This window comes from Pedococcus soli (assembly GCF_054782575.1).
The window spans coordinates 915,759-939,060 of sequence record NZ_BAAGSF010000006.1 but is presented as its reverse complement, the minus strand read 5'-3'; the positions used below and the strand labels follow the sequence as shown (position 1 = coordinate 939,060).

Below are 23,302 nucleotides of genomic sequence, written 5' to 3'. Positions count from 1 at the left end.
CCGGCCGGAGAAACCCCACCGTGGGGCGGGCGGTCCGAACTAGTCTGGCGCCATGTACGAGTACAAGGTGGTCCAGGTCCGCGAAGGCCTCATCGGCGGGAAGATGTCGGCCGACAAGCTGGAGAAGGTGCTCAACGAGTGGGCCGCCAAGGGGTGGCAGATGAAGTCGGTGACCGCCGTCGAGGTGAAGGGCCGGATCGGGCCGGGGGCGACCGAGGGCGTGCTCGTGACGTTCGAGCGCCAGACCGCCTGAGCGATGGCAGCCACGCAGGGGACGCAGCCGTCGGCCCGCGCCGCCGACACCCACGACGGCACCCACGCCGCCGGCACCCATCCCGCCGACACCCACGACGTCATCAGGGTCCAGGGGGCGCGGGAGAACAACCTCAAGGACGTCACGGTCGACCTCCCCAAGCGGCGGCTCACGGTGTTCACCGGGGTCTCCGGCTCGGGGAAGAGCTCGCTGGTCTTCGGCACCATCGCCGCGGAGTCGCAGCGGATGATCAACGAGACGTACAGCACCTTCGTGCAGGGGTTCATGCCCAACCTCGCCAGGCCCGAGGTCGACCTGCTCGACGGCCTGACGACCGCGATCATCGTCGACCAGGAGCGGATGGGCGCGAACCCGCGCTCGACCGTGGGGACCGCGACCGATGCCAACACGATGCTGCGGATCCTGTTCAGCCGCATCGGTTCTCCGCACATCGGGCCGCCGACGGCGTTCGCGTTCAACGTGCCCACGCGGGTGGCGAGCGGTGTGATGCGCACCGACAAGGGCGGCCGCGAGGAGAAGTCGATCGTCCGCGACGCCGTCTACCAGGGCGGCATGTGCTCACGGTGCGAGGGCATGGGGGCGGTCAACGACTTCGACCTGACCGCGATCTACGACGAGACGAAGTCGCTGGCCGACGGCGCCCTGCTCGTGCCGGGCTACAGCATGGACGGCTGGTACGGCCGGATCTTCAGCGGCGCGGGCCTGCCCATGGACAAGCCGGTGGCGAAGTTCACGCCCAAGCAGCTCGACAAGCTGCTGTACGGCGAGCCGGAGAAGATCAGGGTCGACGGGGTCAACCTCACCTACGAGGGCGTCCTGACCAAGGTGCAGAAGTCGATGCTGTCCAAGGACCTCGACGCCATGCAGCCGCACGTGCGGCGGTTCGTCGAACGCGCCGTCACCTTCACGACGTGTCCCGACTGCAAGGGGACCCGCCTGTCGAAGGAGGCGCTGTCCTCGAAGATCCACGGCAAGAACATCGCCGAGCTCTGCGCCATGCAGATCAGCGACCTGGCCGTCTGGCTGCGCGACGTCTCGGAGCCCTCGGTCGCACCGCTGCTGGCGAACCTCCAGCACCTGCTCGACTCGTTCGCCGAGATCGGCCTCGGCTACCTGTCGCTGGACCGCCCCGCCGGGACGCTGTCCGGCGGGGAGGCCCAGCGCACCAAGATGATCCGGCACCTCGGGTCGTCCCTCACCGACGTCACGTACGTCTTCGACGAACCCACGATCGGCCTGCACCCGCACGACATCGCCCGGATGAACCAGCTGCTGCTCCAGCTCCGCGACAAGGGCAACACGGTCCTCGTCGTGGAGCACAAGCCGGAGACGATCGCCATCGCCGACCACGTGGTCGACCTCGGACCGGGGGCCGGCACCGCAGGTGGGAGTGTCTGCTTCGAGGGCACCGTCGAGGAGCTCCGCGCCAGTGACACGACGACCGGCCACCACCTCGACGACCGGGTGCGGCTCAAGGAGACGGTCCGCCGGTCGACCGGGGTGCTGGAGGTGCGGGGGGCGTCGGCGCACAACCTCAAGGACGTCGACGTCGACCTCCCGCTGGGGGTGCTCTGCGTCGTCACCGGTGTCGCCGGGTCCGGCAAGAGCTCGATGATCCACGGCTCGGTCGCCGGTCGCGACGGCGTGGTCGTCGTCGACCAGGGCGCGATCCGCGGTTCACGGCGCAGCAACCCGGCGACCTACACGGGGCTCCTGGAGCCCATCCGCAAGGCCTTCGCCAAGGCCAACGGCGTCAAGCCGGCCCTGTTCAGCTCGAACTCCGAGGGAGCCTGCCCCGCCTGCAACGGCGCCGGGGTCATCTACACCGAGCTCGGGGTGATGGCCACCGTGGAGTCGACCTGCGAGGAGTGCGAGGGACGACGCTTCCAGGCGGCCGTCCTCGAGTACCGGCTCGGCGGCCGCAACATCGCCGAGGTGCTCGCGATGCCGGTGGCAGAGGCGCTCGGCTTCTTCGGCGGGGACGACAGCGAGGCCCGGACCCCGGCGGCGCACAAGGTGCTCGAGCGGCTCGCCGACGTCGGCCTGGGGTACCTCACCCTCGGCCAGCCCCTCACGACGCTCTCGGGGGGTGAGCGCCAGCGCCTGAAGCTGGCCACGCAGATGGCCGAGAAGGGGGACGTCTACATCCTCGACGAACCCACGACCGGCCTGCACCTCGCCGACGTCGAGCAGCTGCTCGGGCTGCTCGACCGGCTCGTGGAGTCGGGCAAGTCCGTCATCGTGATCGAGCACCACCAGGCCGTCATGGCCCACGGCGACTGGATCATCGACCTCGGTCCCGGCGCCGGCCACGACGGTGGCCGGGTCGTCTTCGAGGGCACCCCGGCCGACCTCGTCGCGGGCCGGTCCACGCTCACCGGGGAGCACCTCGCCGCCTACGTCGGCGGCTGAGGGGCTCGGCGGCTACGAGTCGCGGACCACGTCCTGCAGGCGGTCCCACTCGTGGTCGATGTGCAGCTCGCGGGCGATGTCGAGCATCGCCGCCCGGAACAACGCACCCGAGCTGATGAAGGCCGGGTGGACGTGCCCGAACACCTCGAGGGTGACGGTGCCGTAGAGGCGGGCCCACGAGCGCTCGAACATCCACATCATCCCCGGCGTCGGGGCACCGAGGGGCCCGACGCCCGGGCCGCCGTGCGCCAGCTTCCCCTGGGTGGGCTGGCCGGCGGCGATCTCGCCCCGCAGGACCGAGACCACGTCGGGGTCGAGGTCGTCGTCGGTGGGGATCGGGAACCGGTAGCGCACCCACAGCCGGCCGAAGATCTCGCTGAAGAACCCGGCGAACAGGTGGGCGCCGCTCTCCTCGGGGGCGCAGTCGTCGAGCGAGGTGATGGGCTGCGGCGACCCCGTCGCGGGGTTCTTCAGCCCGGCGGACGTGGGTGAGGCGAAGGCGAGCTGGAACTCCTCGTGGTTGCCGAGCGCCCAGCGCCGGAACGCCCCTGCCGACGCGACGATCTGGGCGGCCGGGTCGTCATCCGGCTGCTCGTCCCGGGCCGCGAGCATGGCTGCCACGACGTCTCCGAAGATCGACCGGGCGACGAGCTGCATCAGCTCGGCGTGGCTGTCGACGTACCGGTACAGGGCCGGGGGAGTCAGCCCCATCTCCTGGGCGACCGCGCGGATGGACACGTCCTCTCCGGCGCGCAGGAGCCGCCGCGAGACCTCGACGATCTCGTCGTAGGTCGCCTGCCGCTGGCGTTCCCGGCGGGTCGGTGCCGTCGTCATCTGGTCGCTGCTCCTCGCTGTCGTCGCTACTCGTCGCCGGTCGTCGCCTTCGTCGTCGCCGACCAGTGCCCCGTCGACCTTGTCGTCGCCGACCCGTGCCCGTCGTGGCTGTTCACCACAGAGTCAACCATGAACCCTTGACAAGTTAGTTTACGCCCATCACTGTTACTGCCGTAAACATTCGTGATGCAACATCGCAAGGAGTGGTCGGCATGGAGTCCTGGGGAGCATTCGTCGCCCGACGGTCGTGGGCCGTCCTCGTGGCGGGGATCGTCGTCGTGCTGGCCGCGGCGGCATACGGCATCGGGGTGTTCGGCCACCTCGCGAACGGGGGGTTCGACGACCCGGCGACCGACTCCGCGAAGGAGCTGGTCCTCGAGCAGGCCGCCTTCCCGGGGCGGGACACCGACCTGGTCGTCGTCTACTCGAGCCCGACCCTCACGGTGCAGGACCCGGCGTTCGAGCAGGCCGTGACCCGCACGCTCGGCGCCCTCCCGCGGTCCGACGTGGCCGCGACCACGACGTGGTGGTCGACCAGGGCCCCCGACCTGGTCAGCGGTGACCGGCACGCCACCCGGGTGGTCGTCACCCTTGCCGGGGCGACCCAGGACGCCAAGAGCGACAACTGGGAGGCGGTCAAGGACGACCTCCGGGCACCCGGCCTGGCAACCAGCGTCGGCGGGAAGTGGGCCGTCTTCGGTGACGTCAACGAGCAGGTCTCGCACGACATCGCGCGCGCCGAGTCGATCTCCATGCCGATCGTCTTCGTCCTCAGCCTGCTGATCTTCGGAAGCCTCGCCTCGGCCCTGATGCCCACCCTGGTCGGCGGCATCGCCGTGATGGGGGCGTTCGCCGTCGTGCGCCTGGTCACCGGCATCACCGACGTCTCGGTCTTCTCCATCAACGTCATCACCCTGCTCGGGATGGGCCTGGCGATCGACTACGCGCTGTTCGTCGTCAGCCGCTTCCGCGAGGAGCTCGCCACCCAGCCCGACGAGAGCCGTGCCAGCGTGGTGGCGGCGATCAGCCGCACCATGGCGACGGCCGGGCGGACCGTGCTGTTCTCCGGCCTCATCGTGGCCGCGTCCCTCGCCTCGCTGCTCATCTTCCCGCAGAACTTCCTGCGCTCCATGGGCTACGGCGGGGTCGCCGCGGTGCTCGTCGCGATGGCAGCTGCCCTGACCATCCTGCCGGCGCTGCTCGGAGTCCTCGGCCCGCGCATCGAGCTGGGCCGGATGCCGTGGCGGCGCGGCACCCGGGCGCACCGGGCCGACGCGCAGGCGCTGCAGGAGGTCCACGGCACCGACCGCGAGGTCGTCCACGGCGCCTGGGCGCGGGTCGCCCACAGTGTCATGCGTCGCCCCGTCGTCTTCCTCGTCGTCATCGTGGTGGGCCTGCTGGCCCTGGGGAGTCCGTTCACCCAGGCGCGCTGGGGCAGTGTCGACGAGCGGGTGCTGCCGGCCAGCTCGCCCAGCCGCCAGGCGGCCGAGCTGCAGGCCGACCTCTTCGGCGGCGAGACCTCGTCGGCGTCCCTCGTCGTCACCGGTGGTGACCCCACCGCCGTCTCCGCGTATGCCGCGCAGCTGGGTCGCGTCGACGGCGTCACCGCCGTGCAGCCGACGGGGCGGACGACCTACGAGGGGCAGGCCAGGACCTTGCTGCGGGTGACCTGGCCGGGCAACGGCCAGTCGGCGGCCAGCCAGGACCTGGTCCGAGAGCTGCGCGCCGTCGCGGCACCGGCGGGCAGCACGGTGCTCGTCGGAGGAGCCACCGCCGACGCGGTCGACCTCGTCGACTCCATCGGGGCCCGGCTCCCGTGGATGGCCCTCACGGTGGCGGTGGTCATGCTCGTGCTGCTGTTCGTGGCCTTCGGGTCGGTCGTGCTGCCCCTCAAGGCGATCGTCATGAACGCGGTGTCGATCGGCGCCAGCTTCGGTGTGGTGACCTGGATCTTCCAGGAGGGGCACCTCGCCGGGCTGCTCGGCTTCACCTCCCCGGGGTACCTCGACGTCACCCAGCCCATCCTCATGCTGGCGATCCTGTTCGGGTTGTCGATGGACTACGAGGTGTTCCTGCTCAGCCGCATCCGGGAGGAGTGGGACCGCACCGGCGACAACACGCGGGCCGTCGCAGCCGGGGTGCAGCGCTCGGGGCGCATCATCACCAGTGCGGCGCTGCTGCTCGCGGTCGTCATCGGTGGGTTCGCCACCAGCGGGATCGTGTTCCTCAAGATGATCGGGGTCGGCATGCTCGTGGCGGTGCTCATCGACGCCACGGTCGTGCGCGCCCTGCTCGTCCCGGCCACCATGCGGCTGCTCGGCCGGGCCAACTGGTGGGCCCCCGCCCCGCTGGCGCGGTGGTGGGAGCGCCACGGGCACCGCGAGGAGACCCGCGCGGCGGCGACCGACGCGACCGGGACATCCGGGACCTCAGGGACCTCCGGGCCCTCGGAGCCGGCTGAACCGCCGGTCCTGCAGCCGGCCGGTTGAGCCGCGGCCCGGTGCTCCCCTCGCGGAGCACCGGGCCGTCCGTCGCCCACCAGGTTGCCCACCCGGTCGCCCACCCGGTCGCCCACCCGGTCGCCCACCCGGTCGCCCACCCGGTCGGCCCCCAGCGGCCGCCGGTGGTCCGCCGGTCGCCCGTCCGTTCGCCGCCATCCACCGCGGGCAAACGGCGGCGAACGACGGCGTCCGGCCGCGGGCTGGCTGTAGCACGTCACCCGAGGGGGTACTCGGATTTGTCCTGAACACGGCCAAACGGATGACCCCGGGACCGGCTGACGGGACCGATACTGGGGGAGTGCTGGGGAGCGCGTTCACGGGAACGTTGAGAGAAGCCCAAGCCGGGGATGAGCAAGCCTTCACCCGGCTCTGGCGCGACGCCAACCCCTTGGTCATCCGCTACCTGCGCGTCGTGGGTGCCGACGACCCGTACGACGCGGCCTGCGAAGGCTGGATCACCGCGATCCGTGGTCTCATCGGCTTCACCGGCGACGAGTCCGCCTGGCGGGTCTGGATCCTCGCGTGCGCGCGCCTGCGCGCCGAGCAGGGGACGGGGCAGGGGAGCTGGGCCACGGTCACCCCCATCGACCGGCGGGCGTTCTCGCAGGCCACCACCGCCTCCTCCGCCGCCACCGCGGCCACGGCGGCGACAGCGGCTGCGGCCGCGACGATGGCCCGGCGCCGGAGCGACGCCGACGAGTTCGACATCGACGCCCTGCTCGATGCGTCCCCTGACACCGACCCTGCCCACCGCGGTCTCGGCGACACCATCACCGCCCTGCGCGCCCTGCCCCTCGGCCAGGGCGAGATCCTCGTCCTGCGCCTCGGTGGGGCGCTGCCCGTCCGGGCGGTCTCCGACGTCGTGGGCTCGGACGCCGAGAGCGTGCGCCGCTCCGAGGCTCGCGCGCTCGAGCGCCTGGGTGCCGACGCCGAGCTGCTCACGTGGTCGCTGGACGCGCCGGCCACTCCCGCGGAGCTCGCCGACGAACGCGTCGCGCTGGGGGCGTTCCGCAGCATCCCGCGGCCTCCGGCCTGGTCCGTCCCGCGCACCCGGGTCGTCACGGTCGGCAACGCGCCGGCCCGTCGGGGGGCCAAACGGCCGCACGGCATCGCCAACGCCGCCGGCCGCTCGCGCACCGCCCTGCTCGGCATCGCGACCATCTCGGCCTCGGTCATGTCGCTCGGTGGACTGAGCGCCGCTGCCTACGTCGGTGCCCTTCCCACGGGGGTCCAGCGGCTCATGCACGAAACCATCGGGGCGCCGGCCCCTGGAGCCTCGCGGTCCGGGGCCCCGAAGCCGAAGGCGCCCGGTTCGCCGGCCTCGTCCCGTCCGTCCAACGGCATCGGCCGGATCCTCCCCGGCGGCGGGGTCGCCCCGGTCCAGCCGACCGCCGAGGTGACCGCTCCGGGCAAGGGGAAGGGCAAGGGCGGCACGAAGACTGGTTCGCCCAGCCCGACGTCGACCTCCTCCGTCACCGGCTCGGTGCCCCACGGCACGGGGTCGCCCACACGGGCGCCGTCCACCGGCTCGACCGCGACGTCGGGGGTCCCGAGCTCCCACACGCCGAACTCCCACTCGACCAAGACCAAGGCACCGACGACCAAGGCGCCGAGGACGAAGGCCCCGGGCTCGCATCCCACCAAGGGGCCGGCCACCGGGTCGGGCGACTCCACGGTGTCGTCGACCACCGGCCCCAGCGCCACGTCGACGACGGACGTCACGAATCCCTGACGGTCCTGCAGGACGAGCGCCCGGCCGGACGAACCCCCCGGCCGGACGAACCCCCAGGAACCACCCATGCCGGGCGTCGCACCCCGCGCGGCCCGGGTGGTTGCTCGTCGCGTCGGTGGCGATCTCGGTGAGATGACCGATGCCGGGTCGGTCCTCGGGCGCTGCACTGGAACGTGGCCGGCAGCGGGTCGGCCGCACCCGGGGGTGGGGACGATGGTCAGTGTGGAGCTCGTGCCGATGATCAAGGCACCGCAGGGGTGGCCGGTGGCGCTCGTCGCCACCGTGGCGATGGTGGCGCTCGCCGCCGTCGACCTCGCCGGCGCGGTGGCCGCCAAGGAGTGGGCAGAGCACCGGTCGTGGTGGCCGATGCTGCTGGGGCTCCTCGCGTTCGGGGTGCTGTTCTGGGTCTACGCCTCGTCGCTGCAGTACGCCGAGCTCGCCCTCGTCACCATGGGCTGGATCGTCATGCTCCAGGTGGGCCTCGTGGTCGTCGACCGGGTGCGGTACGGCGTCGAGCTGCCCGCAGGGAAGTGGGTGGCAGTCGTCGTCCTGCTCGCGGCGCAGGCCTACCTCGTGCTCGCCCCGGCCGCGTCCCGGACGAGCGCGTCCTGACCGCGACCGCCCTCGGCAGGGCGGTGGTCCTGCTCGCGTAGGCTTCCCGCGTGCTCTTCCCCCTGACCGTGGTCGTCCTCGCCGGTGCGGTGGCCCTGCTCGCGATCGCCGGCTGGTATGCCGCCCGCACCCGCCTCGTCGACGACCGCCTGCTCCTCGTGGCGGCGGTGGTGGAGCTGGGGGTGCTCGTCCAGGCCGCCGTCGCGCTCGCGCACCTCGGCAGCGTCCCCGGGGACGACGCGGAGACGGCGACGTTCGCGGCATACGCGATCACGCTGCCGTTCCTTCCCCCGGTGGCGGTGTTCCTGGCGCTCAAGGAGAAGACCCGCTGGTCCATGGGGGTCGTCGCCGTCGCGGCGTTCGCCGTCGCGGTGATGACCGCCCGCCTCCAACAGATCTGGAACCTCCATGGCTGACGCGCCGCGCTCCACCCGCTCCGGGCCGGGCATCGTGCTCGTCGCCGTGTACGGCCTGCTGGCCCTCGCCGCGACCGGCCGCTCGGTCCTGCAGATCACCGAGTACTTCTCCCGCGCCCCCCTGGCCTACGTGCTGTCGGCGCTGGCTGCGGTCATCTACGTCGTGGCCACGATCGCGCTGGCGCGTGGCGACCGGACCTCACGGCGGGTCGCCACGACGGCCATCACCATCGAGCTCGCCGGGGTGCTGGTGGTGGGTCTGGCGTCGTACCTGGCCACCGACGCGTTCCCCGACAAGACGGTGTGGTCCCACTTCGGCTCCGGGTACGGCTACGTCCCGCTCGTGCTGCCGGTGCTGGGGCTGCTGTGGCTGCGCCGGACCGCGAGCCGGCCCGCCTCGAAGGAGCGGGCCGCGGGCGACCCGACGGGCTGATCCTCGACCGACCGGTTCCTGACCGGCTAGCCCTGGTCGGGCTGGTCCTCGACGGGCTCGAGCAGCAGCACCGGGATCAGCCGGTCGGTCTTGACCTGGTACTCCGCGTAGGGAGGGAAGGCGGCGACGCAGCGCTCCCACCACTGCTCGCGCTCCTCGCCGTCGATCTCGCGGGCCCGAACCGTCCACGTGCGGTCGTCGTCCTGGAGGTCCAGGACCGGGTTCTTGCGGACGTTGGCGTACCACGCCGGGTGCTCCGGAGCGCCGCCCTTGCTGGCCACCGCGGCATACACGCCGTCGTGCTCGACCCGCATGAGCGGCACCTTGCGCACCTTGCCGGAGACGCCGAGCATCGTCAGCATGACCACCTCGCGGTCCTGGACGCTGACCGACCGGGTGGTGCCGGTCTCCTCGATCTTCTCGACCTGCTCACGGACCCACGCGGTGGGACTGGGGACGTACTCACCCTGAATCGTCATGACGCCATGCAAGCACGCGCGCGGGACGACCGCACGACCGGGACCTGTGGACAACGTGCCGGGCACCCGCTCCGGTCCTCCTACCCTCGGGGCCATGACGACGGCAGCGTCGACAGGCGCCACCCCGCAGCCCAGCTCGCGCCTGACCTCGCACCCTGCCCCGGTCTCCACGAGGATCGAGGTGAGCGGTTCCGAGGTCGCCGCGCTGGGCGTGGCGCTGTCGCACGTCGCCACCGACCTGCAGTGGCACGCGGCAGAGGTCGCGGACCGGGGGTGGGCCCTGGGGGTCGGGCACAGCACCGCGGCGCTCGGCGACGTCCTCGGTGACTTCGAGCACCGGCGCCTCGTGCTCGGTCGGGCGCTCGACGACCTCGCGGTCGCGGCCCGCCGGGCCGGCGGTCTCTACGTCGAGGTCGAGGCGGCCGTCGGTGGGATGGTCGACGCCGGACAGACGACGTGAGCAGCTCTGCGGCAGCGGTGCTCGGCCCCGTCGTTGGCGACCCCGCCGGGGTGCGCGGCATCGCAGCGACCCTGTCCGCCGAGGGTGAGCAGCTGGCCGCCCTGGCCCGCACCGCGCGGGGACTCGCCGATCCGGGCGTCGCCGTGTGGTCCTCCCCGGCCGGTGCGGCCTTCGGCCGCAGGCTCGGTGCGGTCCCCGAGGTGCTGGAGCGGGTGGCCCGTCGGTATGCCGTGGCCGCGTCGGCGCTGCGTCGCCTCGCGGACGAGCTCGAGCGGGTGCAGGTCGAGGTGGCGGGGGCGCAGCGGGTCCACCGGGTGGAGTGGGACGCCTTCCTGCGGGCGGGGGACCTCATGGGGGTCGCGGAGGGCAGCGCGGACCCGGCCCAGCGGGCGCAGGCGGGGAGGTACCGCGCCGAGATGGTGACGCACGGCGAACGCGTGCAGGTCGCGGTGCGGCGCCACGCGGAGGCGCACGACGCCTGGACCGCCGCGGACCGTCGGTGCGCTGCGGTGCTGTGCGGGCTCCTCGACGCCGGGCTGGCCGACAGCGGCCTGTACGACGCGCTGACGGGCACCAGCCGCGTGGCAGGAGAGGTGGCGGGTGCCGCAGGGACCCTCGCCCTCGTGCCCCCGCTGCGTCCGCTGGCGGCGGTGGCAGCAGGGTCCGCCGGACTGCAGGTGGCGGCCGATGCGGTGGTGCTCGTCGGGTACGGCGACGGCGACCCGACCCACCTCGCCCTGGCGACGGCGGCCGCGGTGCTGGGGAACACCGGATCGGTCCTCAAGACCGGTGCCCGGGCGACGAACGCTGCCGTCGTCGGTGCGACCGGCTCGCGGTCGGGGCGCAGCGCCCTGCGGCTCACCGCCCGGGACCGCCTGGCTGCGGGGCTCGCGGAGAACGTCCCCTCGGCCCGGCTCGGTGTGTCCGGCGCGCGCGGGGCCGGGTTCGCGGGGGAACGGCTGGCGCGCAAGGGCGTGCGGCTGGTCGAGGCACCCGCACCACGCGCGCCCCTGCCGTGGACCCGGCCGCCGCGGTCGGCAGCGGCCCTGCGCCCGTGGCTGCACGAGCAGGCCGCCGTACGAGCGGCCACCTGGGCCAAGATCCGTTGGGTCGACGACCTCACTGCGGTGGCGAGGGCAGAGGGCGCCTCGACGAGCTGGCACGTCGCCGGGGTGGCGGCGGACGGAGTGGCGCGTGGCGTGCACCGGGGCGATGCGGTGAGGGAGCGGCTCCTCGACGCGCGGGAGCAGGCTGACCTGCGCGACAGTGGTGCCCGACACCGTTGACCTGTCCTGTATGCCGCAAATAGGGTCCATGGTGCAGAAGCCAGTTTCCGCCATGTGGAATCGTGAGGCATCCCCCCATGGACACCGACGTCCTCGCCCGACGCTTGCGCACCCTCGTGGGTGACCACGCCGTCATCACCGACCGGCAGCAGCTGCGCACCTACGAGTGCGACGGGCTGACGCACTACAAGGTCGTCCCGGCCCTCGTCGTGCTGGCGGAGTGCACCGCGCACGTCGCCGCGGCCGTCACCGAGTGCGCCCGGGCGGGCATCCCGTTCGTGGCCCGCGGCTCGGGGACCGGGCTGTCCGGGGGCGCCCTGCCGCACGCCGACGGTGTCCTCATCGTGCTGAGCAGGATGCGACAGATCCTCGAGGTCGACCGGGCCAACCAGCGCGCGGTCGTCGAGCCCGGGGTCATCAACCTCCAGCTCAGCGACACCACCCGCCCGGAGGGCTACTACTACGCCCCCGACCCCTCGAGCCAGCAGGTCTGCTCCATCGGCGGCAACGTCGCGGAGAACTCCGGGGGAGCGCACTGCCTCAAGTACGGCTTCACCACGAACCACGTCACGGGCCTGGAGTTCGTCACCCCTCAGGGCGAGGTGGTGGAGCTCGGTGGCAAGGCCCCCGACCCGACGGGCTACGACCTGCTCGGTGCGGTCGTCGGCTCGGAGGGCACCCTCGGGGTCGCGACCCGCGTGACCGTCCGCCTGACCCGGACGCCGGAGGACGTGAGCACCCTGCTGGCGGCGTTCGCCTCGACCGACCAGGCCGGGGCCGCCGTGTCGGCGATCATCGGCGCCGGGGTCATCCCGGCGGCCATCGAGATGATGGACGCGCTGGCGATCGAGGCGGCGGAGGCGGCGGTGCACTGCGACTACCCCGCGGGTGCGGGTGCGGTGCTCATCGTGGAGATCGACGGCCCGGCGGTCGACGTGCGGCACGTGTTCGCCGAGGTGGAGCGGCACTGCCGGGAGGCCGACGCCTTCGAGATCCGCATCGCGCAGGACGACGCCGAGCGCGCGCTGTTCTGGAAGGGGCGCAAGTCGGCCTTCGCCGCGGTGGGCCGGATCAGTCCGGACTACATCGTGCAGGACGGGGTCATCCCGCGGACCGCGCTGCCGGAGGTGCTGCGCCGGATCGCTGAGCTGTCGACGGAGTCCGGCGTCCGTGTCGCCAACGTCTTCCACGCAGGCGACGGCAACCTGCACCCCCTCGTGCTGTTCGACGAGTCGAAGCCGGGGGAGGGCGAGCGGGCGGAGGAGGTCTCCGGCGCCATCCTCGACCTCTGCATCGAGCACGGGGGCTCGATCACGGGCGAGCACGGGGTCGGCAGCGACAAGGCGAAGTTCATGCCGCGCATGTTCACCGACGACGACCTCGACACCATGCAGCTCGTGCGGTGCGCGTTCGACCCCGAGTCGATCTCCAACCCCGGCAAGATCTTCCCGACGCCTCGCCTCTGCGGTGAACGCCCCGGTCGGCACCAGGGCGTCCACCCGCTGGCCGAGTCCGGCGTGGCGGAGGTCTTCTGATGGGCGTCGTGCCGGACGCACTCCTGCGCGCGTGCGACGGACACGTCACCGAGGCCTCCGACGACGACACGGTCCTCGGTATGGCGCCGCGCTGGGTGGCGTCGCCCGCCACGACGGCGGAGGTCTCGGCCGTCATGTCCGCGGCCTCGGCGTCGGGGCTCGCGGTCGTGCCGCGGGGGAGCGGGACCAAGCTGCGCTGGGGGAACCCGCCCCGGAGGCTGGACGTCGTCCTCGACACCACCCGCCTCCACCGCCTCGTCGAGCACGCGGCCGGGGACCTCATCCTGGTCACCGGTGCGGGGCGGGCCCTGGCCACGCTGCAGGAGGACGTTGCCGCCTCCGCGCAGCGGCTCGGGATCGACCCGACGCGCAGTGGCACCATCGGCGGGACCGTCGCGACGGGGACGAGTGGCCCGATGCGGTTGCGGCACGGGGCAGTTCGCGACCTCGTCATCGGCATGACGCTCGTGCGCGCGGACGGGGTGGTCGCCAAGAGCGGCGGCAAGGTGGTCAAGAACGTGGCGGGGTACGACCTCGCCAAGCTGCTCACCGGGTCGTTCGGCACGCTCGGTGTCATCACCGAGGTCGCGTTCCGGCTGCACCCCGTCCCGGGGGAGCGGCGCTGGGTGACCGTGTCCGTGGACGGGCCCGACGCGGCGCAGGATGCCGTCCAGTCGCTCGTGCACAGCCAGCAGGTGCCGGTCGCGGTGGAGGTCGACTGGGACGGTGCCACCGGGACGGTCGCGGCGCTGCTCGAGGGCCACGCCGAGGCCACGGAGGAGTGTGCAGCCAACGTCGCCCGGGAGCTGGGCGACGGCGCCCACGTCTCGGGCAGCGCGCCGCCGTGGTGGGGTGAGGACCTGGAACGCGAGGGGCCCCCGGACCGAGGAAGCGGCCGCACCCTGGTCCGGGTCACCCACGAGATCGCCGGGGCGGGGCGACTGCTGCGCGCCACCGGCGACCTCCGGGAGCGTTGCGGCGTCCTCGCGTCCTACCGGGGTTCGCCCGCGGTCGGCGTCGGCTGCGCCGTCCTCGACGGTGAGGCCACGACCGTGGTCGCAGCGGTCGACCACCTGCGGGCCACCGCGGCGGCCCTCGGGGGCGCCGTCGTCGTCCTCGAGGCCCCCGACGCCGTCCGCGACCGCCTCGACGTCTGGGGGCCCGCGACGGCCCTCGACCTGATGCGCTCGGTCAAGCAGCGCTTCGACCCCGGCGGCGTCCTGGCGCCGGGCCGCTTCGTGGGAGGCATCTGATGACCAGCACGACGAACCCTGCCCCCGGGTCCGGTGGACCAATCGACCCCCACCACGCAGGGTCGTTCGACGCGCACCGCCCGCCGTCGGCGGAGCTGCTCGCCGACTGCGTGCACTGCGGCTTCTGCCTGCCGAGCTGCCCCACCTACGTGCTGTGGGGCGAGGAGATGGACTCGCCGCGCGGACGCATCCACCTCATGGCGCAGGTGCGCGAGGGCGAACCCCTGACGCCCGAGGTGGCCGGCCACTTCGACGCCTGCCTCGGCTGCATGGGCTGCGTGACCGCCTGCCCCTCCGGCGTGAAGTACGACGAGCTCATCACCGCGACGCGGGCGCAGGTGGAGCGCAACACCACAAGGCCGCCGGCCCAGCGGCTCCTGCGATCGGCCATCTTCGCCGTGTTCCCCTACCCGCGCCGGCTCCGTGCCCTGCGTGGCCCGCTGCGCCTGCACCAGCGTTCCGGGCTCTCCCGTCTGTTGCGCAGGTCCGGTGTGCTGCAACGGATCTCGCCGCAGCTGGCGGCGATGGAGGCGCTCGCCCCACCCCTCGGCCGCCCGGTGCCGGTCGCCGAGGTCACCCGGGCGCGTGGGGCCAGGCGGGGCACGGTCGGCATGCTCCTCGGCTGCGTGCAGCGGGAGTTCTTCCCCGGCGTCAACGCCGCCACGGCGCGGGTGCTGGCGGCCGAGGGCTTCGACGTCCTCGCCCCGGCGGGGCAGGGGTGCTGTGGCGCCCTCTCGGCGCACAACGGCCGCGAGCCCGAGGCAGCAGCCTTCGCCCGCAGCCTCGTCGACACGTTCGAGGCGGCCGGCGTGGAGCACGTCGTCGTCAACTCCGCGGGGTGCGGCTCCGCGATGAAGGAGTATGCCGCGCTGCTCGCCGACGACCCCGCCTACGCCGCCCGGGCCGAGGCGTTCGAGGCGAAGGTGCGTGACGTCAGCGAGTTCCTCGCCGAGGTCGGACCGGTGGCCACCCGGCACCCGCTCGAGGTGAGCGTCGCCTACCACGACGCCTGCCACCTCGGGCACGCGCAGGGGATCCGCAGCCAGCCGCGGCAGCTGCTCGGCGCCATACCGGGGCTGGAGCTGCGGGAGGTCCCGGACGGGTCGCTGTGCTGTGGCAGCGCGGGGATCTACAACCTGCTCAACCCCGGCACCGCCCAGGAGCTCGGCGACCTCAAGGCGGCCAACGTCCGTCGCACCGGTGCGGACCTGCTCGTCACGGCGAACCCGGGGTGCCTCATGCAGATCCACTCCGCGCTCGAGCGGTCGGGCACCCCCATGCCCCTCGCCCACACCATCGAGGTGCTCGACGCCTCGATCCGCGGACGACGACCCGCCGACCTCGGCGCCCCGGCGCCCGGACGCACCCCCGGGAGGCCGACCACGACCTGACGCGACCCGCCCCACTCCCGTGTCCGCAAGGACACGTCTCACAACGAGGTGACCCATGTACAGACCGGAACTCGACTCCGTCGCCGGCTCGCTGACCATCACCGCCCTCGTGGCGATGCTGCCGCTGCTGACCCTGTTCGTCCTGCTCGGCGTGCTGCGCCTGGCCGCGTGGAAGGCCGCCCTGATCTCGCTGGCGGTCTCGATCGTCGTGGCGCTGACCGCGTACTCGATGCCCGTCGGCGCGACCCTGTCGGCCGGGCTGGAGGGCGCCGCCTTCGGCTTCTTCCCGATCCTGTGGATCGTCATCAACGCCATCTGGGTCTACAACATGACCGTCGAGACGGGGCACTTCGACGTGCTGCGGCGGTCCTTCGCCAAGGTCAGCGACGACCAGCGGATCCAGGCCGTCATCATCGCGTTCTGCTTCGGGGCGCTGCTCGAGGCGCTGGCCGGGTTCGGGACGCCGGTGGCGATCACCAGCGTCATGCTCATCGCCCTGGGGTTCCGCCCGATGAAGGCCGCGGTCGTCGCCCTGGTGGCCAACACGGCCCCCGTCGCGTTCGGGGCGCTGGCCGTGCCGATCACGACGCTCGCCACCGTGAGCGGCGAGTCCGAGCACCACCTCGCCCAGATCGTGGGCCGGCAGACCCCGCTGCTCGGCGTCTTCGTGCCGATGGCGCTGGTCTACATCGTCGACAAGGGCAAGGGCGTCCGGGCGACCCTGCCGGCCACCCTCACGTGCGGGATCGCCTTCGCCGTGGCGCAGTTCGCCACGAGCAACTTCCTGTCGACCCAGCTGACCGACATCGTCGCGGCCCTCGTGGGGGCCCTGTCCGTCGTCGTCCTCCTGCGCGTCTGGCAGCCCTCGGACACCTACGTCGAGACCGAGACCGACGACGACGAGCTCGTCGGGGCCCGCAGCAGCAGCACCGGCGGCGCCGCCCGCTCCACGGGTGCGACCGCCGCCTCGGGCACGCGTCGGGGCGAGGTACGTCGGCACGACGAACCCGTGCCCTCCACCTCGGCCCACGACCTGGCCGCCCGCGACGAGGGCAAGGTCGACAGCACCGGCGAGGTGGTCAAGGCCTACGCGCCGTACCTCATCATCATCGCGTTGTTCATCCTCGCCCAGCTGCCCGGCATCAAGGGTGCGCTGGACGCCCCGACGCGGTCGTTCGGGTGGCCGGGCCTCGACGGGCTGCAGACGGCCTCCGGCAAGGCGTCCACCCTGCCGACGTTCAAGCTCAACTGGCTCAGCGCCGCCGGCACCCTCATGCTCCTCTCCGGCCTGCTGACGATCCCGGCCATCGGCATCTCCCCGGCGAAGGCGCTGCGGGCCTACGGCGCGACCTACCGGCAGCTGGCGTCCGCGATCCTCACCGTGATGGCGGTGCTCGGCCTGGCCTACGTCATGAACGCCTCGGGCCAGACGGCGAGCCTCGGTTCGTGGATGGCGGGTGCGGGCTCGGCGTTCGCCATCCTGTCGCCGATCCTCGGGTGGCTCGGTGTCGCCGTCACCGGCTCCGACACCTCCTCGAACTCGCTCTTCGGCGCGCTGCAGGTCTCGGCGGCCAAGGACGTCGGGCTCAGCCCCGCGCTGATGGCCGCAGCGAACTCGTCCGGCGGGGTCCTCGGCAAGATGATCTCGCCGCAGAACCTCGCCATCGCCGCTGCCGCGGTGGGTCTGTCGGGGCGCGAGGGCGACCTGTTCCGCAAGGTCGTCGGCTGGAGCCTGGGGTTCCTGGCCTTCATGTGCGTGATCGTGTTCCTGCAGTCGACCGCGGTGCTCGGCTGGATGCTCCCCTGACGGGCGGCATGACGCGTTCGTGAGGTTCGGTGGCGGGCGGACCGACCGGTCCGCGATGAGAGACGGGTATGCCGCGTCGGTGACGACGCGGCATACCCTCTCCACAGGTCATGAGTGCCAGCGGAAAGCCCCGGCTCGCTGGCCGGCAACCCTCCTCCGCGGTGGGGTGCCCCGGGTGAGGACCAGGCACACGGCACCTGCCGTGCGCAAGCGCGGGAGACCCCAACCACGTGTCCCGCACCGTTTCTGACGGTGGCGACCTGCAGCACTCCACCCTCGGTGACGGACCACGCCGACGCCGCCCACGCGGCACGAGAGTGAAGGTCAGTGACATGAGCAACGCCAACTGGTCGTTCGAGACCCGCCAGATCCACGTGGGCCAGGAGCCCGACTCGGCCACGGGGGCTCGCGCCCTGCCGATCTACCAGACGACGTCCTACGTCTTCAAGGACACCGAGCACGCGGCGAACCTGTTCGCGCTCAAGGAGTTCGGCAACATCTACACCCGCATCATGAACCCCACGCAGGACGCGGTGGAGCAGCGCGTCGCCTCGTTGGAGGGTGGGGTCGCGGCCCTCCTCGTCGCTTCGGGGCAGGCGGCCGAGACGCTGGCGATCCTCAACATCGCCGAGGCCGGCGACCACGTCGTGGCCAGCCCGTCGCTCTACGGCGGCACCTACAACCTGCTCAAGCACACGCTGCCCAAGTTCGGCATCCAGGTGAGCTTCGTGGCCGACCCCAACGACCTCGAGTCGTGGAAGGCCGCGGTCCAGCCCAACACGAAGCTGTTCTTCGGCGAGACGATCGCGAACCCCAAGTCCGAGGTGCTCGACATCGAAGGTGTCGCGGCCGTCGCCCACGAGGCCGGGGTCCCGCTGATCGTGGACAACACGATCGCCACCCCCTACCTCCTGCGCCCGTTGGAGTGGGGCGCCGACATCGTCGTGCACTCGGCGACCAAGTACCTCGGCGGCCACGGCACCTCGATCGCCGGTGTCATCGTCGACGGCGGCACCTTCGACTACGCCGCCGACCCGGAGAAGTTCCCCAACTTCAACACCCCGGAGGAGAGCTACCACGGGCTGGTCTTCGCCCGGGACCTCGGCGTCGGCAGCCCCCTCGGGGCCAACCTCGCGTTCATCCTCAAGGCCCGGGTCCAGCTGTTGCGCGACCTCGGGCCGTCGGCGTCGCCGTTCAACGCGTTCCTCATCGCCCAGGGGATCGAGACGCTCAGCCTGCGGATCGAGCGCCACCTCGAGAACACCCACAAGGTCGCCGAGTTCCTCCAGGGCCACGACCAGGTCGAGAAGGTCGTCTGGGCGTCGCTGCCCGACCACGAGTCCTACGAGAAGGCGAAGAAGTACACCCCTCGCGGGGCCGGGGCGGTGCTGGCCTTCGAGATCGTCGGCGGGGTCGACGCGGGTCGGCGGTTCGTCGAGGCGCTCCAGCTGCACAGCCACGTCGCCAACATCGGTGACGTGCGGTCGCTGGCCATCCACCCGGCGTCCACGACGCACTCGCAGGGCCCCGACAGCGACCGTCTGGCCGCCGGGGTGACGCCGGGTCTGGTGCGGCTCGCAGTGGGTATCGAGCACATCGACGACATCCTCGCCGACCTCGAGCAGGGCTTCATCTCCGCCAAGGGCGCCTGACCGGCGCGCCGCAGCCGCAGCACGAACCCCCTCGCCCCGACCCCACGCCCCAGCCCTCGCCCCGACGCCGTGTGCAGCAACCTCTGCTAGCAGAGGTTGCTGCACACGGGACAGGGAGCACCGTGGCCCAAGGGCAGCACCCTCTGCTGAGTGGTGCCCGCGCCAGCCCACCGACGTCTCGAGGGACGGGGGTGGGGACGGCGTCGTGGATGGCGGGGACGGCGTCGTGGATGGCGGGGGCGGCACGGGGTGACGGCCCAGCGGCCTCCGTATGCTGGCCTGCATGCCTTCCGTCGACGCCACCGAGCCCGGGGCCGTCCGGTCGGAGGACGCAGGTGGTGACGGTGCGGCCCGGGGCACCCGCAGGCCTCGGGGACGCCGTCCCCGTCGCGGGGACCGGGAAGGCCGGGGTTCCCGACCGGTGCGGGTGCCGCCCCCGGTCCCGGAGCTGAGGTACCCCGAGAACCTGCCGGTCGTCGCCCGCAAGGACGACATCGCCGCCGCCATCCGCGACCACCAGGTCGTCATCGTGGCGGGGGAGACCGGGTCGGGGAAGACCACCCAGCTGCCGAAGATCTGCCTCGAGGTCGGTCGTGGGCAGGCAGGCCTGATCGGCCACACCCAGCCGCGGCGGATCGCCGCCAGGTCCGTGGCGGAGCGCATCGCCGAGGAGCTCGAGGTCGAGCTCGGCACGGCCATCGGCTACCAGGTGCGGTTCACCGAGCAGAGCAGCGACAGCACGCTGGTCAAGGTGATGACCGACGGCATCCTGCTCAACGAGATGCAGCGCGACCGGATGCTGCGCAAGTACGACACGATCATCATCGACGAGGCGCACGAGCGGTCCCTCAACATCGACTTCATCCTCGGCTACCTCAAGCAGCTGCTGCCGCGCCGGCCCGACCTCAAGGTCGTCATCACCTCGGCGACCATCGACCCGCAGCGCTTCGCCGAGCACTTCGCTGATGCGCGGACGGGGGAGCCCGCGCCGGTCATCGAGGTGTCGGGGCGCACCTACCCCGTCGAGCACCGCTACCGCCCCCTCGTCGACCCCGACCGCCCCGACGACCCCGAGCGCGACCAGGTGACCGGGGTGTGCGAGGCCGTCGAGGAGCTGTGGACCGAGAACCGCGAGGGCGACATCCTCGTGTTCCTCTCGGGGGAGCGCGAGATCCGCGACACCGCTGACGCGCTGACGTCGATGAAGCTCCCGCAGACCGAGGTCCTCCCGCTCTACGCCCGTCTCTCCGCCGCGGAGCAGCACAAGGTCTTCGGTCGGGCCAGCGGACGACGGATCGTGCTGGCCACGAACGTCGCCGAGACGTCCCTGACGGTGCCCGGCATCCGGTATGTCGTGGACGCGGGAACCGCGCGCATCTCCCGGTACAGCCAGCGCACCAAGGTGCAGCGGCTGCCGATCGAGCCGATCTCGCAGGCCAGTGCCAACCAGCGCTCGGGCCGGTGCGGGCGCGTGGCCGACGGCATCTGCATCAGGCTCTACTCGGAGGAGGACTACGACAGCCGCCCCGAGTTCACCGAGCCCGAGATCCAGCGCACCAGCCTGGCGTCCGTCATCCTCCAGATGACCTCGCTCGGCCTCGGGGACGTCGGCCGGTTCCCGTTCGTCGACGCGCCCGACCCGCGCCAGGTCGCCGACGGTGTGCGGCTGCTCGAGGAGCTGCAGGCGTTCGACTCCGAGGACGAGGGGCGCCGCGGGCGGCAGCTCACGCCGTACGGACGCTCCCTCGCCCGGCTCCCCGTGGACCCGCGCCTCGGCCGGATGCTCATCGAGGCGGGGAAGCTCGGGTGCACCCGCGAGGTGCTCGTCATCGTCGCGGCCCTGTCGATGCAGGACCCGCGCGAACGCCCGGCCGACAAGCAGACCCAGGCCGACCAGTCGCACGCGAGGTTCAAGGACGAGCACTCCGACTTCATGTCGCTCCTCCTGCTGTGGGCCTACCTCAAGGAGCAGCAGAAGGCGTTGAGCCACAGCGCTTTCCGGCGCATGTGCCGCAACGAGTTCCTGCACTACCTCCGGGTCCGCGAGTGGCAGGACCTGCACAGCCAGCTCCGCAAGGCCTGCCAGGACGTGGGCATCGACCCGAGGCAGGCCACCTCGGCCGAGGGCGAGGACGCCAACCCGGACGTCATCCACCAGGCCGTCCTCGCCGGGCTGCTGTCGCACGTCGGGCTCCGGGACGAGGCCAAGCGCGACTACCTCGGCGCCCGCGGTGCACGGTTCGGCATCTCGCCGGGGTCGACGCTGTTCCGGCGGCAGCCGACGTTCGTCATGTCCGCCGAGCTCGTCGAGACGACCCGCCTCTGGGCCCGCACCAACGCGCGCATCGACCCCGTGTGGGCCGAGCGGCTGGCGCCGCACCTGGTCAAGCGCAGCTACTCGGAACCGCGCTGGTCCCGCAAGCAGGGAGCGGCGCAGGCCACCGAGCGCGTCACCCTGTACGGCGTGCCGCTCGTCGCCGCCCGCACGGTCAGCTACGCGCGGATCAACCCCGAGGAGTCGCGCGAGCTGTTCATCCGGCACGCGCTCGTGGAGGGCGACTGGGAGACCCACCACACGTTCTTCCGTGCGAACGAGGCTCTCCTGAAACGACTCTCGGAACTCGAGGAGCGGGCGCGCCGTCGGGACATCGTCGTCGACGACGAGGACCTCGTCACCTTCTACGAGCAGCGCGTGCCGGCCGAGGTCGTCTCGCAGCGGCACTTCGACCGCTGGTGGAAGGACGCCCGCAAGGAGACGCCCGACCTGCTGACCTTCACCGAGGAGTTCCTCACCCGCGACTCGGCGGACGGGGTGTCCGCCGAGGACTACCCCAGGACGTGGAGCCAGGGTGCCCTCGAGCTCGGCGTGACCTACCAGTTCGAGCCGGGCACCGCGGCCGACGGCGTCACGGTCCACATCCCCGTCCAGGTGCTCAACCAGGTGCAGGACGAGGGGTTCGACTGGCAGGTACCGGGTTTGCGCACCGACCTCGCGACCGCCCTGATCCGCGCGCTGCCCAAGGCCACCCGGCGCCACTTCGTCCCGGCCCCGGACCACGCGTCCGCCGCCCTGACCGCTGTGCACCCCGGAGGTGGGCGCCGGTTCGACGAGGAGCTGGCCCGGGTCCTGCACGCCCAGACCGGCACACGGATCCCGCCGGAGGACTGGGGCGTCGAGCGGGTCGCCGACCACCTGCGCATCACGTTCAGCGTCGAGGACGACCGCGGCCGGGTGCTCGGCAGCGGCAAGGACCTCGCCGCCCTCCAGGACGAGCTGGCCGGCCAGGTCCAGCGCAGGATGTCACGCGCCGGTGCCTCGGTGGAGCGGAAGGGGCTGCGGCAGTGGGACTTCGGCGAGCTGCCGACGACTTTCGAGACCCGGTCCGGCGGGCAGGTCGTCCAGGGGTACCCCGCCCTCGTCGACCGCGGTGAGGGCGTCGACCTCCAGGTGCTCGCGGGGGAGCGCGAGGCGCAGGCCGCCACCGCCCTCGGGGTGCGCCGGCTGCTGCTGCTCAACACCACCGCGCCGTGGAAGCGCGTCCTCGCCCGCCTGAGCAACACCCAGAAGCTCACCCTCGGCGACAACCCGCACGGCTCGGTCCCGGCGTTGCTCGAGGACTGCCTCGCGTGCGCCGTCGACGCCCTCGTGGCGGAGCGCGCCGGCACGGCTGCCAGTGTGCGGAGCCCCGAGGCGTTCGAGGACGTGCTGGCGACCGTGCGCACCCACGTCGCGACGCGCGTGCTGCTCGTCGTCGACGAGGTGGAGCCGGTGCTGGGCGCCGCGCGTGAGGTGCGTGCCGCGCTGGAGCGGCTCACCGCCCCGGCGACGGCGGCCCTGGTGGCCGACGTCCGCGCGCAGCTCGACAGCCTCGTCTACAAGGGGTTCGTCGCCGACACGGGACTGGCGCACCTGCCGCACCTGCGTCGCTACCTGCGCGCCATGGCCCAGCGGCTCGAGAAGGCCCCCTCGTCACCCGCCGCACTGGCCCGCGACGCCGCCAGCCAGGAGGTCGTGGACCGCATGGAGATCGCTTATGCCGACCTGCTCGACTCCCTGCCGCCCGTGGACCGCCGCTCGACGCCCGTCCGGGACGTGGGGTGGATGGTCGAGGAGCTCCGGGTGAGCCTGTTCGCGAACGGGATCGGGACGGCATACCCCGTGTCGGAGAAGCGGATCCGCGCCGCCATCGCGGCGCTCGACACCTGACCCCCCACAACCACGTCC

17 protein-coding genes and 1 riboswitch are annotated in these 23,302 nt (G+C 72.4%); of the genes, 15 read left to right on the top strand and 2 right to left on the bottom strand.

Translation table 11 applies throughout. From position 1 onward, the window contains the following. Positions 1 to 52 precede the first annotated feature (52 nt). A complete protein-coding gene (locus tag ACYVKF_RS19665; protein WP_056914992.1) occupies positions 53 to 253 on the top strand; it encodes a DUF4177 domain-containing protein in 201 nt (66 codons plus the stop codon). Between the two features lie 3 nt (positions 254 to 256). Beyond that, entirely contained in the window at positions 257 to 2,686 is a 2,430-nt protein-coding gene (locus ACYVKF_RS19660) for an ATP-binding cassette domain-containing protein (protein WP_460968681.1), read from the top strand. Positions 2,687 to 2,698: 12 nt separating this feature from the next. Here the strand turns inward: ACYVKF_RS19660 and ACYVKF_RS19655 are convergent, their stop codons facing one another. Continuing rightward, a complete protein-coding gene (locus ACYVKF_RS19655; RefSeq protein WP_460968678.1) occupies positions 2,699 to 3,520 on the bottom strand; it encodes a TetR/AcrR family transcriptional regulator in 822 nt (273 codons plus the stop codon). Positions 3,521 to 3,732: 212 nt separating this feature from the next. Between ACYVKF_RS19655 and ACYVKF_RS19650 the strand changes: the two genes are divergently transcribed. From ACYVKF_RS19650 to ACYVKF_RS19630, 5 genes are all read left to right on the top strand, one after another. Continuing rightward, positions 3,733 to 6,009: an MMPL family transporter gene (locus tag ACYVKF_RS19650; RefSeq protein ID WP_460968676.1), complete on the top strand. Its 2,277-nt coding sequence runs from the start codon at positions 3,733 to 3,735 to the stop codon at positions 6,007 to 6,009. A gap of 337 nt (positions 6,010 to 6,346) precedes the next feature. Further along, on the top strand, positions 6,347 to 7,753 hold the full coding sequence (locus tag ACYVKF_RS19645) for an RNA polymerase sigma factor (RefSeq protein WP_460968674.1): 1,407 nt from the start codon (positions 6,347 to 6,349) through the stop codon (positions 7,751 to 7,753). 66 nt (positions 7,754 to 7,819) lie between these two features. Further along, positions 7,820 to 8,365 (top strand): hypothetical protein, encoded by a 546-nt coding sequence (locus ACYVKF_RS19640; RefSeq protein ID WP_460968672.1) that lies wholly within the window; start codon positions 7,820 to 7,822, stop codon positions 8,363 to 8,365. A gap of 50 nt (positions 8,366 to 8,415) precedes the next feature. After that, on the top strand, positions 8,416 to 8,781 hold the full coding sequence (locus ACYVKF_RS19635) for a hypothetical protein (protein WP_056914987.1): 366 nt from the start codon (positions 8,416 to 8,418) through the stop codon (positions 8,779 to 8,781). Then, positions 8,774 to 9,214, top strand: a complete 441-nt coding sequence (locus ACYVKF_RS19630; RefSeq protein ID WP_460968670.1) for a hypothetical protein — start codon at positions 8,774 to 8,776, stop codon at positions 9,212 to 9,214. The genes ACYVKF_RS19635 and ACYVKF_RS19630 overlap by 8 nt, the downstream gene beginning before the upstream one ends. 26 nt (positions 9,215 to 9,240) lie before the next feature. Here the strand turns inward: ACYVKF_RS19630 and ACYVKF_RS19625 are convergent, their stop codons facing one another. Continuing rightward, complete coding sequence (locus ACYVKF_RS19625) at positions 9,241 to 9,693, bottom strand: nitroreductase family deazaflavin-dependent oxidoreductase (protein WP_460968668.1); 453 nt, start codon at positions 9,691 to 9,693, stop codon at positions 9,241 to 9,243. A gap of 94 nt (positions 9,694 to 9,787) precedes the next feature. Between ACYVKF_RS19625 and ACYVKF_RS19620 the strand changes: the two genes are divergently transcribed. The 8 genes from ACYVKF_RS19620 to hrpA all read left to right on the top strand — a co-directional run bounded on the left by ACYVKF_RS19620 (position 9,788) and on the right by hrpA (position 23,284). Next, positions 9,788 to 10,153 (top strand): hypothetical protein, encoded by a 366-nt coding sequence (locus ACYVKF_RS19620; RefSeq protein WP_460968666.1) that lies wholly within the window; start codon positions 9,788 to 9,790, stop codon positions 10,151 to 10,153. Continuing rightward, complete coding sequence (locus ACYVKF_RS19615) at positions 10,150 to 11,439, top strand: hypothetical protein (protein ID WP_460968665.1); 1,290 nt, start codon at positions 10,150 to 10,152, stop codon at positions 11,437 to 11,439. Before ACYVKF_RS19620 ends, ACYVKF_RS19615 begins: the two co-directional genes overlap by 4 nt. Before the next feature lie 77 nt (positions 11,440 to 11,516). Next, positions 11,517 to 12,974 (top strand): FAD-linked oxidase C-terminal domain-containing protein, encoded by a 1,458-nt coding sequence (locus ACYVKF_RS19610; RefSeq protein WP_056914982.1) that lies wholly within the window; start codon positions 11,517 to 11,519, stop codon positions 12,972 to 12,974. Beyond that, positions 12,974 to 14,227 carry an FAD-binding oxidoreductase gene (locus tag ACYVKF_RS19605; protein ID WP_460968662.1) on the top strand — a complete coding sequence of 418 codons (1,254 nt, stop codon included), beginning with the start codon at positions 12,974 to 12,976 and terminating at the stop codon, positions 14,225 to 14,227. Before ACYVKF_RS19610 ends, ACYVKF_RS19605 begins: the two co-directional genes overlap by 1 nt. Continuing rightward, the gene (locus ACYVKF_RS19600) at positions 14,227 to 15,618 is read left to right on the top strand and encodes a (Fe-S)-binding protein (RefSeq protein WP_460968660.1); all 1,392 of its coding nucleotides are present in this window, start codon (positions 14,227 to 14,229) and stop codon (positions 15,616 to 15,618) included. Before ACYVKF_RS19605 ends, ACYVKF_RS19600 begins: the two co-directional genes overlap by 1 nt. 55 nt (positions 15,619 to 15,673) lie before the next feature. Beyond that, complete coding sequence (locus ACYVKF_RS19595; protein ID WP_056918111.1) at positions 15,674 to 17,425, top strand: L-lactate permease; 1,752 nt, start codon at positions 15,674 to 15,676, stop codon at positions 17,423 to 17,425. 106 nt (positions 17,426 to 17,531) lie between these two features. Next, a riboswitch (SAM riboswitch) is annotated at positions 17,532 to 17,644 on the top strand. Positions 17,645 to 17,757: 113 nt separating this feature from the next. Continuing rightward, complete coding sequence (locus ACYVKF_RS19590; RefSeq protein ID WP_056918110.1) at positions 17,758 to 19,077, top strand: bifunctional o-acetylhomoserine/o-acetylserine sulfhydrylase; 1,320 nt, start codon at positions 17,758 to 17,760, stop codon at positions 19,075 to 19,077. Between the two features lie 283 nt (positions 19,078 to 19,360). Continuing rightward, a complete protein-coding gene (hrpA, locus tag ACYVKF_RS19585) occupies positions 19,361 to 23,284 on the top strand; it encodes an ATP-dependent RNA helicase HrpA (RefSeq protein WP_460968658.1) in 3,924 nt (1,307 codons plus the stop codon). Positions 23,285 to 23,302: the final 18 nt, after the last annotated feature.